14 protein-coding genes and 1 tRNA gene are annotated in these 15726 nt (G+C 69.1%); 8 read left to right on the forward strand and 7 right to left on the reverse strand.

Annotation, left to right across the window (positions count from 1 at the left end; all coding sequences use genetic code 11):
* Nucleotides 1–13: 13 nt before the first annotated feature.
* Nucleotides 14–1327 (reverse strand): KpsE/RkpR family capsule polysaccharide export protein, encoded by a 1314-nt coding sequence (locus tag E2L08_RS14090; RefSeq protein ID WP_240758244.1) that lies wholly within the window; start codon nt 1325–1327, stop codon nt 14–16.
* A gap of 88 nt (nt 1328–1415) precedes the next feature.
* On the opposite strand from E2L08_RS14090, the gene E2L08_RS14095 reads away from it, so the two are divergent.
* A complete protein-coding gene (locus tag E2L08_RS14095; protein WP_133397738.1) occupies nt 1416–2255 on the forward strand; it encodes an ABC transporter permease in 840 nt (279 codons plus the stop codon).
* 1 nt (nt 2256) lies between these two features.
* Here E2L08_RS14095 and E2L08_RS14100 read toward each other — a convergent pair whose 3' ends face one another.
* Nucleotides 2257–3129, reverse strand: coding sequence for an N-formylglutamate amidohydrolase (locus tag E2L08_RS14100; protein WP_240758245.1), 873 nt, complete (start codon nt 3127–3129; stop codon nt 2257–2259).
* Between the two features lie 158 nt (nt 3130–3287).
* Between E2L08_RS14100 and E2L08_RS14105 the strand changes: the two genes are divergently transcribed.
* Both E2L08_RS14105 and ykgO read left to right on the forward strand, forming a co-directional pair.
* A tRNA-Val gene (locus tag E2L08_RS14105) sits at nt 3288–3362 on the forward strand.
* Between the two features lie 88 nt (nt 3363–3450).
* Complete coding sequence (gene ykgO / locus E2L08_RS14110; protein WP_028287243.1) at nt 3451–3576, forward strand: type B 50S ribosomal protein L36; 126 nt, start codon at nt 3451–3453, stop codon at nt 3574–3576.
* Nucleotides 3577–3654: 78 nt separating this feature from the next.
* Here the strand turns inward: ykgO and E2L08_RS14115 are convergent, their stop codons facing one another.
* From E2L08_RS14115 to E2L08_RS14125, 3 genes are all read right to left on the reverse strand, one after another.
* Nucleotides 3655–5055 (reverse strand): YcjX family GTP-binding protein, encoded by a 1401-nt coding sequence (locus E2L08_RS14115; RefSeq protein WP_133397739.1) that lies wholly within the window; start codon nt 5053–5055, stop codon nt 3655–3657.
* 78 nt (nt 5056–5133) lie between these two features.
* Nucleotides 5134–5787, reverse strand: coding sequence for a peptide-methionine (S)-S-oxide reductase MsrA (msrA, locus tag E2L08_RS14120; protein WP_133397740.1), 654 nt, complete (start codon nt 5785–5787; stop codon nt 5134–5136).
* Between the two features lie 53 nt (nt 5788–5840).
* A complete protein-coding gene (locus E2L08_RS14125; RefSeq protein ID WP_133397741.1) occupies nt 5841–7082 on the reverse strand; it encodes an MFS transporter in 1242 nt (413 codons plus the stop codon).
* A 145-nt stretch (nt 7083–7227) separates the two neighbouring features.
* On the opposite strand from E2L08_RS14125, the gene E2L08_RS14130 reads away from it, so the two are divergent.
* Nucleotides 7228–8124 (forward strand): SurA N-terminal domain-containing protein, encoded by an 897-nt coding sequence (locus E2L08_RS14130; protein WP_133397742.1) that lies wholly within the window; start codon nt 7228–7230, stop codon nt 8122–8124.
* Between the two features lie 61 nt (nt 8125–8185).
* Here the strand turns inward: E2L08_RS14130 and E2L08_RS14135 are convergent, their stop codons facing one another.
* Nucleotides 8186–10393: a primosomal protein N' gene (locus tag E2L08_RS14135; RefSeq protein ID WP_133397743.1), complete on the reverse strand. Its 2208-nt coding sequence runs from the start codon at nt 10391–10393 to the stop codon at nt 8186–8188.
* Nucleotides 10394–10540: 147 nt separating this feature from the next.
* Here E2L08_RS14135 and E2L08_RS14140 point away from each other — a divergent pair, with 147 nt between their 5' ends.
* Together E2L08_RS14140 and E2L08_RS14145 are read left to right on the forward strand one after the other, a co-directional pair.
* Nucleotides 10541–11248 (forward strand): DUF484 family protein, encoded by a 708-nt coding sequence (locus E2L08_RS14140; protein ID WP_133397744.1) that lies wholly within the window; start codon nt 10541–10543, stop codon nt 11246–11248.
* Nucleotides 11245–12159: a tyrosine recombinase XerC gene (locus tag E2L08_RS14145; RefSeq protein ID WP_133397745.1), complete on the forward strand. Its 915-nt coding sequence runs from the start codon at nt 11245–11247 to the stop codon at nt 12157–12159. Before E2L08_RS14140 ends, E2L08_RS14145 begins: the two co-directional genes overlap by 4 nt.
* A gap of 6 nt (nt 12160–12165) precedes the next feature.
* Here the strand turns inward: E2L08_RS14145 and E2L08_RS14150 are convergent, their stop codons facing one another.
* Entirely contained in the window at nt 12166–12999 is an 834-nt protein-coding gene (locus E2L08_RS14150; RefSeq protein WP_133397746.1) for a prephenate dehydratase, read from the reverse strand.
* A gap of 118 nt (nt 13000–13117) precedes the next feature.
* On the opposite strand from E2L08_RS14150, the gene E2L08_RS14155 reads away from it, so the two are divergent.
* Complete coding sequence (locus E2L08_RS14155; RefSeq protein ID WP_133397747.1) at nt 13118–13645, forward strand: c-type cytochrome; 528 nt, start codon at nt 13118–13120, stop codon at nt 13643–13645.
* Nucleotides 13646–13833: 188 nt separating this feature from the next.
* On the forward strand, nt 13834–15726 hold the full coding sequence (locus tag E2L08_RS14160) for an extracellular solute-binding protein (RefSeq protein ID WP_240758246.1): 1893 nt from the start codon (nt 13834–13836) through the stop codon (nt 15724–15726).

Raw genomic sequence — 15726 nt, forward strand, 5'->3', positions numbered from 1 at the left:
GGCGCGTCCTTTCTCAGCCACGGTCGCGGATCGAATAATAGACCAGCGACGCGATGGCCCAGAGCAGGAACAGGAATCCGCCGGTGATGGCGGACTGCACGAAACGGCGGGGATATTGCGATTCCTCGGCCAGGGTCGGCTCGATATAGGTGGCGAGATAGCGGCTCTTGCGCGAGGCCTCGGCACGGGCGGAATCGAGCGCGGCGAGCGCGGCGCGATAGGTTTCCTCGGCGAATTCGCGGTCGACGACGAGCCCCTCGTATTCGGCGATCAGGGCGGGATAATCGCTCGATCCGGGGATGCCGGCGCCGTCCGAGGACAGGCTGATGCGTTCCTCGGCGATGCGGTTCTGGATCACGTCGATGCGGCGTTGCGCGTTGGCCGACCGGGGGTCGCCATCCGTGTTCGCCCCGCCCAGCAGGTCGAACTCGATCAAGGCCTCGGCCAGTTGCTGCTGGAGGTTGTTGAGCACCCCCATCCGCCCCGAGATATCGGCCTGCGGATCGACGATCTGGGTGCGCGTGCGGAAATCGGTGAGCCTCTGGCGGGCTTCCTTGAGGCGTTCGACCGCCTCGTCGAGATCGGCGCGGGCATAGCTCATCGCGTCTTCGCGGGCCTGCTGGTTGAGATTGTTGATCATCTCCTGGCTGCGCGCGACGATGGCACGGGCGATGTCCTGGGCCATCTGCGGCTCGAAGGCGAGCACGCGGATCTCGATCAGGCCGGTGCCCTCGTCGAAGGTCGTCAGCACCATGCTGTTCCAGTAATCGACCAGCGCCTCGATATTGTCGTCGGGCGCCATGGCGAAATAGGGGTCTTCGTCGTATTTGCTGGTGTAGTGCGACACGAGGTCGAGCTCGTCATTGACGTCGCGCACCATCTGCTGGCTCTGGATGAACTCGAACAGGATGTTGCCGTCGGTGCCCACAGTGCCGCCGGTGATCTGCGCCAGCCCCCCCATCAGCTGCGAGGCGGCGGTGCCCTCTTCCTGGCGGACGGTAAAGCCCGTGGTCGAGGAATACTGGTCCACGGCGATCGCAAAGAGGTAGAACACCACCACGACGAAGGGCAGGACCACCATCGCGACGAAGGCCCCCGCGACGCCCCAATGCCGCATCCGCATCCTGAGCGGGCGGGCAGGCGGGCGCACGTTGCCCGCATGGGGGTTGTCCGCACCCGGCCCGCCGGTGCGCCGGCGGCGCGGGCGCGCGTCCGCTGCGCCGTCGGAGGCGGGGGCCGCGTCGCCGGCGCCGAGCGCCTTGAGGCGGGGTCGCTCCCGCGGCCCGCCCGACGCGTCGGTCGAGACCGGCCTCTTGATGTCCTGCATCGGATCGCCCGCCCGGATCAGTTGTGTTCCATCGCCTGCTCTTACATAGTGCGGCGGTCGATTTCCAGCGTTCGGACGCTAGTGCGCCATGACAAACCAGACAGACGAGACCGGCGGCCTGCCGCCCGGCGTCGCGAACCTCCAGGGCTCGGGCAATGTCGCGGGGCGCGGGTCGTTCCTGCGGTCGATCACCGCGCTCGTCCTGCGCGAGATGATGACGAAATACGGCCGCTCTCCGGGGGGCTATGTCTGGGCGCTGCTCGAGCCGATCGGCATGATCGTCGTGCTGTCATTCGCGTTCGCGCTGGTTTTGCGCACCCCGTCGCTCGGCAACAGCTTCGTGCTGTTCTACGCCTCGGGCTACCTGCCCTTCACCATGTTCATGAAGCTCAACACCGGATCGGCCACGTCGATGCGCAAGTCCAAGTCGCTTTTGAGCTTTCCGGCGATCTCGTGGTTCGACGCGATCCTGTCGAACGCGATCCTGACCGTGATGACGCAACTTCTCGTGACCTACATCATCCTGATGGGCATTCTCGTGCTGACCGATGTCAGCGCGCATATCGATCCGGTCCCGGTGGTCGAGGCGATGGGGCTGGCCGCGCTGCTCGGCGTCGGGGTGGGCACGACGGTCTGCGCGCTTGCCGGGCTCTACCCGCTGTTTCTCCAGGTCTGGAAGATCGTGACCCGGCCGCTTCTGCTGGCGTCGGCGGTTCTCTATATCCTCGAGGACATGCCGGGCATCGCGCGCGACATCCTGTGGTGGAACCCGGTCGTACATATCACCGGGCTGGCGCGGACGGGCGTGTTCCCGACCTATACGGGCGGCTATATCTCGGTCGCGTATGTCGTGTTCGTGTCTCTGGTGCTGCTGGCCTTCGGGCTGGCGCTGCTGGGGCGGTATCACCAGGAAATCCTGCGCGAGTGACCTATTCGGCGGCGAGGCTGTCGCCGACCCGGCCGAGATCGCAGAGCCGGGCCACGATCTCGTCGATGGCCGCCTTGAGCGTGCCGTAGCCCTCGTGGGGGATCAGCGTCGCCTCGTCCATGTAGAGCCGGCGGTCGAACTCGATCTGGATGACATGCTGGCCGCGCGCGGGCTTGCCGTAATGCTGCGCGATAAAGGCGCCGGCAAAGGGGGCGTTGCGCGACACCACCAGCCCCGCGCCCGCGATCACCTCCTCGACCGCGTTCACGATATCGGGATCGGCCGAGGCGCCGAAACGGTCGCCCAGCACCACGTCGGGGCGGCGGCCCTTGACCCGCACATGGTCCAGCGCCTCGTGCGGCATGGAGTGGCAGTCGATCAGGATGGCCTGCCCGAAATGCGCGCGGCTGTCGCGGATCAGCCCGGCCAGCGCATCGTGATAGGGCCGCCAGGTCTGGCGGATGCGGGCGCGCGCGGCCTCGATCCCGATCTTGCCGCGATAGATCGACCGCCCGCCCGAGACGACGCGCGGCACCACGCCCAGCCCCGAGGCGATGCGGGGGTTGTGGGGGCCGCGCCGCTGACCCTCGATCAGGGCGGGGTCGAGCTCGTCCGCGGCGCGGTTCATGTCGACCCAGGCCCGCGGCAGGCGCGCCGACAGGAGCGGCGCGCCGAAATCGGGCACCGCGTCGAAGAGCCGGTCGATGAACGCATCCTCGGACGAACGCAGCGCCGCGGGCGAGAGCACGCTCTCGCGCAGGAGCTCGGCGGGATAGTCCCGCCCAGAATGGGGCGAGGCAAAGACAAAGGGCGTGTCCCTGCGCCGGGGAAGCCGCAGGTCAAAGGATTCGTCCATGTTCGCGCGTGTCTCCATGGCCGCGGGCGCCTGACTCACTATGGCAGATAATGGGGCGCGGAAAGCTCTTGAACAGCCGCGCGGGCCCATTTATAGACCGCGCACCGGCACGGGTGGCTCCGTTCGGCGGCCCTTGGGGGCTTGTCGTGCAGGCCCTCCCGGCGCCAGTCGGATACGGGCGGTTAGCTCAGCGGTAGAGCACTACGTTGACATCGTAGGGGTCACTGGTTCGATCCCAGTACCGCCCACCATTCCGGCATGACGATCACCCGCCGGGTCCAGCCCGGCCGACCGAAACAGCAGGCGCGTGCCCCGCGCCGCGACAGATGGGAGCGCGACATGAAGGTTCGCAATTCGCTTCGTTCGCTGAAGTCCCGCCACCGCGATTGCCGCGTGGTGCGCCGCAAGGGCCGTGTCTACGTCATCAACAAGACGCAGCGCCGCTTCAAGGCCCGCCAGGGCTGAACGCGTCCCTTCGGGACAGGCCGGGCCGCACGCCGCAGGGCGCGCGGCCTTTTGGCGTTTGAGCCCTGCGCCGATCCGTTACAGCAACCTGTCGCCGATAAGGAACTCGGCCGCGCGGTCCAGCCGGATATGGGGCGGGCCGTCGCCCTGCCCGATGCGCGCGGGCTGCGGCGCGAAACGCATGACCGCGTAATCGCCGTCGAGCCACCTATCGCCGCCCGCCTGCGCCGGGGCGAGCAGCACGCGCGGATCCTCGGGCAGATCGCCGGGGTGGAACGCCGCCCGCCGCCCGTCCTCGAGCAGCGTCCCGCGCACCATGTCGAGCGTCGCGTCGCCATGCGCCACCCGGTCCTCGGTGGTGGCCCTGAGCGCGGCCAGGGACATCGCGCGGGTCTCGGCACCGGCGTAATCGGCGCGGGCGCGCGCCTCGGCCATCATCGCCTCGACGATCGCGGTCAGGCGGTCGTGCTGGCCGTGATGGATGTGATCGGCCTTGGTGGCGGCGAAAAGGATGCGCTCGACCCGTTTGCCGCGCAGGATCTCCGAAAGGAACGCGTTGCGCCCCGGACGGAACGCGCCGAGGATCCCGGCCATGGCCCCGCGCATGTCCTCGACCGCGCGCGGCCCGGCATGGATCGCGCCCAGCACGTCCATCAGCACGACCTGCCGGTCGATCCGGGCGAAATGGTCGCGAAAGAACGGGCGCACCACCTCGCGCTTGTAGGCCTCGAACCGTCGGGCGAACTCGGCCCCGATGGTGCGGCGGCCGTAGGGGCCGGGGGGCAGGGGGGCGAATGTCAGCACGGGCGAGCCGGCGAGATCGCCGGGCAGCAGGAACCGCCCCGGCGTGCAGTCGGAAAACCCCGCCTCGCGCGCCCGCGCGAGGTAGGCGGCGAAGGCGGCGGCGACGGTTTGCGCGGCGCGCTCGTCCCATGGCGCGGCGGGGTCGAGACCGGCCAGCGCCGCGTTGAACCCGGCAGCCTCCTCGCGCGCCCGCGCACGCTCCAGCGCGCCGCGCGACCACGACGCGAAATCGAGATCGAGCAGCCCGAGGTCGAGCAGCCATTCGCCCGGATAGTCGACGATATCGAGATGCAGAACCCGCGGCCCCCGCATCCCTCCCAACAGCCCCGAGGGCCTGAGCCGCAGCGACAGGCGCAGCTCGGACACGGCGCGGGTGCTGTCGGGCCAATGCGGATCGGGGCCGGTCATCGCGGCCAAGTGCGTCTCGTAATCGAATCGCGGCACGGTGTCGTCGGGCTGGGGCTGAAGATAGGCCGCCTGGATCGCGCCGGTCGCCGCGGCGCGCAGCCCCGGCATCCGCCCCCGCTCGAGCAGGTTGGCCACCAGCGACGTGATGAAGACGGTCTTGCCCGCCCGGCTCAGCCCCGTGACACCGAGCCGCAATGTGGGCTCGGCGAACACCTCGCCGACCCCGCGCAGGCCGCGCCGGATCCCGTCCGTGATATCCCCGATCATCGGCCCCCCGGACCCCCGAGGCGGTGTGCCTCAGGGTCGTCTTCTCTTTTCAAATACCCAAGGTTCCCGACCCGGCGGTCAGGCGACTCCGGTGCCGATGGGGCAGGTGACGCCGGTTCCACCCAGGCCGCAATAGCCGCCCGGATTCTTGGCCAGGTATTGCTGGTGATAGGCCTCGGCCATGTAGAACGCCCCGGCCTCGCGGATCTCGGTGGTCGAGGCGCCATAGCCCGCATCCTTGAGCCGGGCGTCGAAGGTCTCGCGCGATTTCTCGGCGGCGGCGCGCTGCGCCTCGGTGGTGACGTAGATCCCCGAGCGGTATTGCGTGCCGCGATCGTTGCCCTGCCGCATCCCCTGGGTCGGGTCGTGGCCTTCCCAGAACACCTTGAGCAGATCCTCGTAGGCGATCTTTTCGGGGTCGTAGACGACCCGCACCACCTCGTTATGGCCGGTCTTGCCGGTGCAGACTTCCTCGTAGGTGGGGTTCGGGGTGTAGCCCGCGGCATAGCCCGCCATCGTCACCCAGACGCCGGGCAGCTTCCAGAACATCCGCTCCACCCCCCAGAAACAGCCCATGCCGAAGATCGCGACCTCCATCCCGTCGGGCACCGTCATGTCGAGCGCCCGGTCGAGCACGAAATGCCGCTCGGCCGTGGGAATGGGCTGGGCGCGACCGGCAAGCGCCTGGTCGGGCGAGGGCATTTCGGTGGATTTGCGCAGCATCTGGAACATGGCGGGACTCCGTTGACGGTTTCACCGGATATAGGGGCGGCGCGGGGCTTTCGCTACTCCGCCACCTGTCCGGGGGCGGGCGGCAGCACGCGCGACAGCACCGTTTCATGCCCCGGCGCGGGGTGGCGCGGGATGAGCAGCGCCAGCACCAGAGACACCGCCGCCATGGACGCGGCCAGCCCGAAGACGCCGCCGGGGCTCGTCACCCAGAGATATCCCAGCCCCGCGGGCAGGAACACGGCGGCGATATGGTTGATGGTAAAGGCGACCGCGGCCGTGGGAGCGATGTCGCGGGGGTCGGCGATCTTCTGGAAATAGGTCTTGAGCGCGAAGGCCAGCGCGAAAAAGACGTGATCGACGACATAGAGAACGGCCGCCAGCATCACGCCCCAGCCGAAGTAATACAGGCCGCCATAGGCGAGAAAGACGCAGACCAGCCCGGCATATTCGAAACACAGCGCGTTGCGTTCGCCGAACCGCGCCACGGCCCGCCCCATGAACGGCGCGAGCACCATGTTGGCTAGGAAATTGACGATGAAGAGCGCCGTGACCTCGTGCACGTCGAAGCCGAATTTCTCGACCATCATGAAGGCCGCGAACACGACGAAGATCTGCCGCCGCGCGCCCGACATGAATTGCAGCGCATAATAGAGCCAGTAGCGGCGGCGCAGCACGAAGCTCTTGTGCTGGGGGTCGGGCGATTCGAATTGCGGGTAGGCGAGCGCGCAGAACACCGCGATGACCGCGCAGGCCCCGCCGGCGATGGCATAGACCGTGCCATAGCCCAGCTCGAAGGTGCGCCATGTCGCGACGAGCAGCCCATAGCTCAGCAGCGACGCACCCGAGCCCACCGCGACGATCATGCCGAGCGTCTGGGGCGCGCGCTCCTTGGGGATCCATTGCAGTTGCAGCGACTGGGCGACCGTCTCGTAATAGTGAAACCCGATCGAGCTCAGCATCGTCAGGGTGAGGATGCCGCCAAGGGTGGGAAACTGTGCCGTCAGCGCCGTGGCGACCCCCAACAGCATCAGCGAGATCAGCGCGAGCGCCTGTTCGCGGATCACCATGATGAGCAGGATCACCCCGATGGCGAGAAAGCCGGGGATCTCGCGGATCGAGTGAAGCCAGCCGATCTCGACCCCGGTAAAGCCCGCCGCCTCGATCACGAAGTTGTTGAGGAGCGCCGACCACGTCGCAAAGGCGAGCGGCATGGCGAAGGCCATGAGAAACAGCAGGGTGTCGGGGCGGCGCCAACGCGGAAGCGACCGCGCCTCGTCGAGTGTCATGCGGGCCATTCCGCAGGGATACGCCCGGTCGCGAACCGTGGCGAGCGGATTGTTGCCCCGCGTGTCGCGACGCAGGGGGCGGGATCGGAACTTCGCGCGGATGCGTCCGTTGGCCGCGCATAGCCAAGTTTCAAGCGATAACAGGAGACGCCCCATGATGAACCGTCTGTCCACCACCGCGCTGGCCCTCGTCCTGGCCGCGCCCCTCGCCATCGCCCCCGCGCTTGCGCAGGATGCAGGTGCCTCGCAATCCACCGGCGGCGACGCAGGCGCGTCCACGCAGGAGATGAGCCCCGATTCGGTCGTCGTGTCGGTCGATGGCGACGAGATCACCTTTGCCGACGTTCTGGCGGGGGTCGATGCGCTGCCGCCGCAGATCCGCCAGCAGCTTCCGCCGCAGCAGCTTGTCGGCATCGTCGTGAATCAGCTCGTGCTGCGCGAACTGATCCTGCGCGACGCCGAAGCGCAGAACCTCGGCGACGATCCCGAGGTGGCCGAATTGCAGCAGGGCACGACCGATCGCGCCCGCGACAACGCCATCGCGCAGGTCTATGTCCGGCGCGAGCTCGAAAGCGCGACGACGGATGACGCGATCCAGCAGGCCTATGACGCGATCAAGGAAAACGCCGAGGGCGAGGTGCCCCCGCTCGAGGCCGTGCGCCCCCAGCTCGAGCAGCAGTTGCAGGAACGCGCCCTGTCCGACCTGCGCGAACGGCTCGAGGATGGCGTCGAGATCGTGTTCTACGGCCCCGATGGCGAGCCGCAGGAAGTTTCGACCGGGTCCGATGACGGCGGCGACGACATGGATCGCGACGACGAGATGGAGGGCGATGTCAGCACCGGCGGCGATGCCGGCAGCGAGATGATGCCCGACAACGGCGGCGACGGGACCGAGACCGAAGGCGACGAGAGCGGGTCCGAAGAGACCGAGCAGCCCGAGGCCGAGGAAACCGAAACCGAGGAAGCGGAAACCGGCTCCGACGGGGTCGAGGCTGAGGATCTCGGGGTCGACGAGGAGGTCGAGACCGAAAGCTCCGAATCGCAGAACTGATCTCGCGACGCGCATTCCCGTGATGCAAGAGCGGCCCCGGATCTCCGGGGCCGTTTCGCGTTCAGTAAAAGCTCTGCGGGTCGATATCGACGGTCAGGCGGATATCGCCCTTGGGCTTTACCGCCGCCAGCCATTCGGCGACGGCCGCCTGCAGGGGGGCGGACTTGTCGGCCTTGACCAGCATCCGCACCCGGTGGCGTCCGCGGATGCGCGCGATGGGCGCGGGTGCGGGGCCGTAGAGATCCGCCCCGATCCGGCGCAGCGGCGCATCGGCCCGCGCCAGCGCCCGGCCGAGGTCGAACACCGCCTGCAAGTCGGGCGAGCTCAGCACGATGCCGGCCATGCGCCCGTAGGGCGGCACCCCGGCGGCGCGGCGCTCGGCCGCCTCGGCGCGCCAGAACCCGTCCTCGTCGCCCGCGAGGATCGCGCGGATCACCGGGTGCTCCGGCTGGAACGTCTGGAGCAGCGCCGCGCCCGGACGCTCGGCCCGCCCCGCGCGCCCCGCCACCTGCCGCATCAACTGGAACGTCCGCTCGGCCGCGCGCAGGTCCGAGCCCTGCAACCCGAGATCGGCGTCGATCACCCCCACCAGCGTCAGCAACGGGAAATTGTGGCCCTTGGCGACAAGCTGGGTGCCAACGACGATATCGGCGGCGCCGGCGGCGATGGCCTCGATCCGGGCCTTGAGCGCGCGGGCGCTGGCATGGAGGTCCGAGGACAGCACCTCGATCCGGGCGTCGGGAAACAGCGCGGCGGCCTCTTCGGCCATGCGTTCGACCCCCGGCCCGACGGGCGCGAGCCTGCCCTCGACCGCGCAGGAGGGACAGGCCGGCGGCACGGGGCGGGATTCGCCGCATTGGTGGCAGACGAGCCGCTTTGAGAACCGGTGCTCGACCATGCGCGCGTCGCAATGGTCGCAGCCGATCATGTGCCCGCAGGCGCGGCACACCGTCACCGGCGCATAGCCCCGGCGGTTGAGGAAAAGCAGCGATTGCTCGCCCCGTTCGAGCCGCTCGGCCACCGCGGCCCGCAGCGCGGGCGACACCCAGCGGCCCGCAGGCACGTCCTGCGCGCGCATGTCGATGGCCTGCATCCGCGGCATGGCGCGGTCGCCGAACCGCGAGGTCAGCGTCAGCGCGGCATATTTCCCCGCCTCGACATTGGCCCATGTCTCGAGCGACGGCGTGGCCGAGGCCAGCACCACCTGCGCCGAGGCGATCGAGGCGCGCAGCACCGCCATGTCGCGCGCCGAATAGCAGACGCCGTCCTCCTGCTTGTAGGACGTGTCGTGTTCCTCGTCGACGACGATGAGGCCGAGATCGCGGAAGGGCAGGAACAGCGACGACCGCGCGCCGACCACGAATTGCGCGCCGCCCTCGGCCACCATCTTCCAGCAGCGGCGCCGTTCGGTCTGGGTGACGCCGTGGTGCCATTCGGCCGGGCGGGCGCCGAACCGCGCCTCGACGCGGGCGAGGAACTCGGCCGTGAGCGCGATCTCGGGCAGCAGAACCAGCGCCTGCCGGCCCGAGCGCAGGCAGGCGGCGACCGCCTCGAGATAGACCTCGGTCTTGCCGGACCCGGTGACGCCCCGCAGCATCGTCGTCCCGTAGGCGCCGCCGCGCACGGCCTCGGACAGCTTGGCCGCCGCCGCCGCCTGATCGGAGGCGAGCGGCTTGCCCGGCAGATCGGGGTCGAGCGGCGGATAGGGAGTGTCGCGCGGGGCCTCGCGCTCGTCGATGGCGCCGAGCCTGACCAGCCCCTTGACAACCGAGGTACCGACCCCGGCCATGCCCGCGAGCTCCGACAGGGTAAAGGTCAGCCCGCCGTGATCGTCGAGCACCGCCATCACGCGCCGGCGCGCGTCGGTCATGCGCTCGGGCGTGGCGGCGCCGCGCGCATAGACGCGCCGCGTGCCGACATCGTGGCCCAGTCCCGGCGTGCGCGTGGCCAGCCGCAGCATCGCGGGCAGGGGGGTCAGCGTGTAATCGGCCGCCCGCGCAAGAAAGACGCGCATCTCGTCGCGCATCGGGATCGCGTCGAGCACGCGGTGGACGGGGCGCACCTTTGCCGGGTCGAAGCCGCCTTCGCCCGGTCCCCAGACCACACCCGTCACCCGGCGCGGCCCCAGAGGCACCTCGACGAAATCGCCGAGCGAACAGCCCCGGTCGGGCGCGCGGTAGTCGAGCGTCCGGTCGAGCGGCTGCGTCGTCAGCACCGCGACGAGATCGCCGGGGGCGAAACCTGTCTGTGGGTCGGTCGGGCGGGTCATGGCCCCCGCGACATGAGGCGGCGCGCGCCCGCGTGCAAGGCTGTCGCAGCGCCGCATCGCTCGGACGTGACATGGTCGGAGGCGGGCGACACCGCCCGGCGGCCCTGCTAGGGTCGGGGCCAACAACAACAAGACCACCCGAGGCACATGAGCACAAATACCCTGACGGACCCCGCGCTCCGCAAGGAGATCCTGTCCGATCCGCAGGCCCTTCTCGACGATCCCGAGGTCATGCGCGCGCTGATCTCGGCTTCGGACGGGGCGGCCAACGACAATGTCGTGGACCTGCGCTCGGTCGCCATGGCCCGGCTCGAGGCCCGGCTCGACCGGCTCGAGGACACGCATCGCCACGTCGTCGCGGCGGCCTACGAGAATCTCGCCGGCACGAACATGATCCACCGGGCAATCCTGTCGCTGCTCGAGCCCCAGCGGTTCGACGGCTTTCTCGAGGCGCTGCGCGGCCCGGTCGCGGATACGCTGCGCGTCTCGTCGGTGCGGCTGCTGCTCGAATCGGGGGGTGATCGCGGCGGGGCCGAACTGGGCGCGCTGGGCGATGTGCTGGGGTTGGCCGAACAGGGCTATTGCGCCCTTTACGCCGAGCCGGGCGCCTATGGCGCGCCGCGCCGCGTGACGCTGCGCCAGATCGGCGGCGGCGATCCCGAGGTCCACGGCGCGCAGGCCCCCGCGATCCGGTCCGAGGCGTGCCTGACACTCGATCTCGGGCGCGGGCGCCTGCCGGGAATGCTGATTCTCGGCGCCGAGGATCCGCATCAGTTCGGGCCGGGGCAGGGCACCGACCTGCTGAGCTTCTTCGCCGGCGTGATCGAGCGCAGCCTGCGCCGTTTCCTGCGGTGATCTCGCCGGGGCTCGGGCGCGCGCTGGAGGATTGGCTCGACCATCTGCGCGGCGTGCGCGGCGCCCCGGCCTCGACGCTCGATGCCTATCGCGCGGATGTCACGGCGTTCCTGCGGTTCCAGCAGGAGCATCTGGGCGAAGAGTCCGGCACCGCGCTGCTGGCGCGGATCGGGGTGCGCGACATGCGCGCCTACATGGCGCATGCCCGCGCGCGGGGCCTGTCGGCGCGGTCGCTGGCGCGCGCCCTGTCCTCGGTGCGCGCCTTTGCGCGGCACCGCGCCGAACGCGACGGATTCGACGCGACCGCCATCCTCAGCGCGCGCAGCCCGAAATACCTGCGCCGCCTGCCGCGCCCCGTGGCCGAGGACGCCGCGCGCGACCTGATCGACGCGGTGGACGCCAACGCGGCCGAGCCGTGGGTCGCGGCGCGCGATGCCGCGGTGCTGACGCTGCTCTGGGGCTGCGGGCTGCGGATTTCCGAGGCGCTGGGGCTGGATGCGGGGGTCCGTCCGCTGGGCGCGCGGTTGCGGATTCTGGGCAAGGGCGGGAAAGAGCGGGTCGTGCCGGTGCTGCCGGTCGCCGCGCAGGCGGTCGAGACCTATGCGCGGCTCTGCCCCCATCCGCTCGTTCGGGGGACGGCGCTGTTTCGCGGGGTGCGGGGCGGGCCGCTGAACCCGCGGATGGTGTCGCGCGCGATGGAGCTTGCCCGCGCGCAGCTCGGCCTGCCGGCCACGGCGACGCCGCACGCGCTGCGCCATTCCTTTGCCACGCATCTGCTGGCGGCCGGCGGCGATCTGCGCGCGATCCAGGAGCTTCTGGGCCACGCCTCGCTGTCCACCACCCAGGCTTATACGGGTGTCGACACGGCGCGACTGATGGCGGTCTACGAGAAAGCCCACCCGCGCGGCTGAGCCGCGCTAGTGGCGGCGCGGATCGGCGGGATAGACGCCGAGGATCTCGAGCATGTCGGTGAAATAGCCCAGCTCGTCGAGGGCGAGCGCGAGCCCCGGATCGTCGGGATGCCCCTCGACATCGGCATAGAACTGCGTCGCGGAAAACGACCCGCCGACCATGTAGCTCTCGAGCTTGGTCATGTTGATGCCGTTGGTCGCGAACCCCCCGAGCGCCTTGTAAAGCGCGGCGGGGATGTTGCGCACGCGGAACACGAAGGAGGTGACCATGCCGTGATCGCCGCGCCGCGACAGGTCGGCCTGCGGGGCCATCACCAGGAACCGCGTCGTGTTCGTGTCCTGGTCCTCGATCCGGCGCGCCAGCACGTCGAGCCCGTGTATCTCGGCGGCGAGTTCCGACGCCAGCGCGCCCTCGGCGGGGTCGCCCAGCCGCGCCACCTCGGCCGCGCCGGCGGCATTGTCGGACCAGGCCAGCCGCTCGAGCCCGTGCGCAGCGAGGAAATCGCGGCACTGGCCGAGCAGGATCGACATGCCGCGCACCCGCCTGAGATCGGCCAGCGTCGCGCCGGGCACGCCCATGACGTTGATATGCACCCGCACGAACGCCTCGGCCACGATGTGCAGCCCCGAATGCGGCAGCAGCGAATGGACGTCGGCGACCCGCCCGTATGTCGAGTTCTCGACCGCGATCATGGCAAGGTCCGCCTCGCCCGAGCGGACGGCCTCGAACGCGTCCTCGAAGGTCTTGCAGGGCAGCGGAGAGAGGTCGGGCCGGGCCTCGCGGCAGGCCTCGTGGGAATAGGCGCCAAGCTCGCCCTGGAACGCGATCCGTCCGCTCATTCGTCCCGCCCCGTCATCCGACCCGCCGCCCGTCATTTGGTCGCGTCCCATATCGCTTGCGATTTGCGGGCGGAAGGGGCAAGAGGAGCGCGTTCAGCGACACGGGGCCCAAAGCGACATGTTCGACACGATGACACTGACCAAGATCGTCGCAGGTTTCTGCGGCTCGTTCCTGGTGTTCCTTCTCGGGGTATGGGCCGCCGAAGAAATATATCACGTCGGCGGCGGACACGGCGATGTCGAACAGGCCTATTCCGTCGAGCTTCCCGAGGGCGAAGGCGATGCCGAGCCCGAGGTCGAGGCGGGCGATCCGCCGGTCGAGGAACTGCTGGCCTCGGCCGATGTCGGCGCGGGCGAGCGGGTGTTCGGCAAGTGCCGCGCCTGCCACCAGCTCGAGCAAGGCGCCAACGCGGTCGGCCCCTATCTCTATGGCGTGGTCGGGCGCGAGGTCGGCGCCGCCGAGGGTTACGCCGCCTATTCCGGCGCGCTGTCCGAGCATTTCGAGGTCTGGGATGCCACGGCGCTCTATGACTTCCTCAAGGATCCCCGCGGCACCGCGCCCGGCACCTCGATGAGCTTCAACGGCCTGCCCGACCCCGAGGATCGCGCGAACCTGATCGCCTATCTCGACGCGACGGACGGCTGAGCCGCCCCCGCACCGCCACCACCCGCGATGCCGGTCCCCGAAGGGGCCGGCATCTTGCGTTTCAGGGCCCGCCCCGCGGCATCCGGGCGCGGGTGTTCACGCGCTGTCACGGGATTTCAACTTGAACGCCGCACCGGGACGCCCTTAGCCTTGCGCGACTTGCCGCCCATCCAATGCCGGAGACATCCATGACGCCCAGACCCCGCGCCAAGGCCGCCCATTCGTACGACTGGCGCAGCATCCTCATGGCGGGGTCGGTGCTGGCGGTCATCGCCACCACGGCGCTGGCTCAGGACGATGCGACCGCCGGGGGCGAGATCATCACCGCGCAGGCGTTTTCCAACCTTGGCGCGATCAAGTACGAGCCGGGCTTCGAGCATCTGGATTACGTGAACCCCGACGCCCCCAAGGGCGGTGAGTTCTCGACCTGGGGGCGCGGCACCTTCGACAGCATGAACCCCTATTCGCGGCGCGGACGCTCGCCCGCACTGTCGGTCCTGCCCTACGAGCGGATCATGACGAACACCGCCGACGATCCTTACGCGTCCTACTGCCTGCTGTGCGAAACACTCGAATATCCCGAGACGCAGGATTGGGTCATCTTCAACTTGCGCGAGGATATCACCTTTTCCGACGGCACCCCGATGACCGCCGAGGATGTCGCCTTTACCTACGAGCTCTTCATGGAAGAGGGGTTTCCGTCGTATCGTATCGCGGTCAAGCGGATGATCCCCTCGGTCGACGTGCTGGGGCCGCATCGCATCCGGTTCAACTTCAACCCCGATGTGCCGCGCAAGGGGCTTATCAGCCAGGCCGGCGCGCAGATCGTGTTCCAGAAGAAGTGGTTCGAGGAAAATGGCGCCAAGCTCGACGAAAGCCGGCTGACGCAGCCGCCGGGCACCGGGCCCTATCGCATCGCCGAAGTGGTGGCCCCCACCCGCATCGTGGCCGAGCGCGTGCCGGATTACTGGGGCGCCGATCTGCCGATCAATGTCGGGCGCTGGAATTACGACACGATCCGTCAGGAATATTTCGCCGACACCTCGGCCGCGCTCGAGGCGTTCAAGGCGGGCGCCTACACCTTCCGGCAGGAGGCGAGCAGCCTGACCTGGGCCACGCAATACGATTTCCCGGCGGTCGAGGACGGCACCGTCGTCACCGAGACGCTGCCCGACGGGTCGCTGCCGGTGGCCTCGGGCTTCGTGTTCAACCTGCGCAAGGACAAGTTCCAGGACGTGCGGGTGCGCAGGGCGCTGGGGCTGATGTACAATTTCGAATGGACGAACGAGACGCTGCAATACGGCCTGTTCGAGCGGCGGCAATCCTTCTGGCAGAACACCGACCTCGAGGCGAAAGGCGTCCCCGAGGGGCTCGAGCTGGACTACCTCAACCAGGTGGCCGAGCTGATCGAGCCGTCGATCCTGACCGAAGAGGTGTTCACCGCCTCGGATGGCGGTGCGCGCCAGCTCGACCGGGGCGATCTGCGCCGCGCCTCGGCCCTGCTCGAAGAGGCGGGCTGGATCACCGGCGATGACGGGCTGCGCCGCAAGGATGGCGAGGTGCTGAGCGTCGAGTTCCTCGAGAGCAACCCCGCGCTCGACCGCATCATCCTGCCCTATATCGACAACCTCAAGCGGCTGGGCGTGGATGCCCGGTACAACCGCGTCGACGACTCGCAATATACCGACCGGGTGCGCAACCACGATTTCGACATGGTGTTCGACAGCTATACCAACGGCCTCGAAGAGGCGAACGGCATCGCCCAGCGATACGGCTGCGACGACCGCGACGACGTGTTCAACCCGGCCGGTTTCTGCGACCCGGCGGTCGACGCGCTGATCGAGCGGCTCCAGGTCGCGCAAACGCTCGAGGAGATGCAGGCCGCGGTGCGGGCCATCGACCGCATCCTGCGCGCCGCCTATTTCATGGTCCCGGTCTATTACAACGCGGCCTATTGGGTGGCCTATTACGACATGTACGAGCACCCCGAGAACATGCCGCCCTATGCGCTGGGCGAGCAGGATTTCTGGTGGATCGACGCCGAGAAGGCCGAAGCCCTGAGGGCGTCGGGGGCGCTCTGA

This window comes from Palleronia sediminis, assembly GCF_004358695.1.
GTDB lineage: Bacteria > Pseudomonadota > Alphaproteobacteria > Rhodobacterales > Rhodobacteraceae > Palleronia > Palleronia sediminis.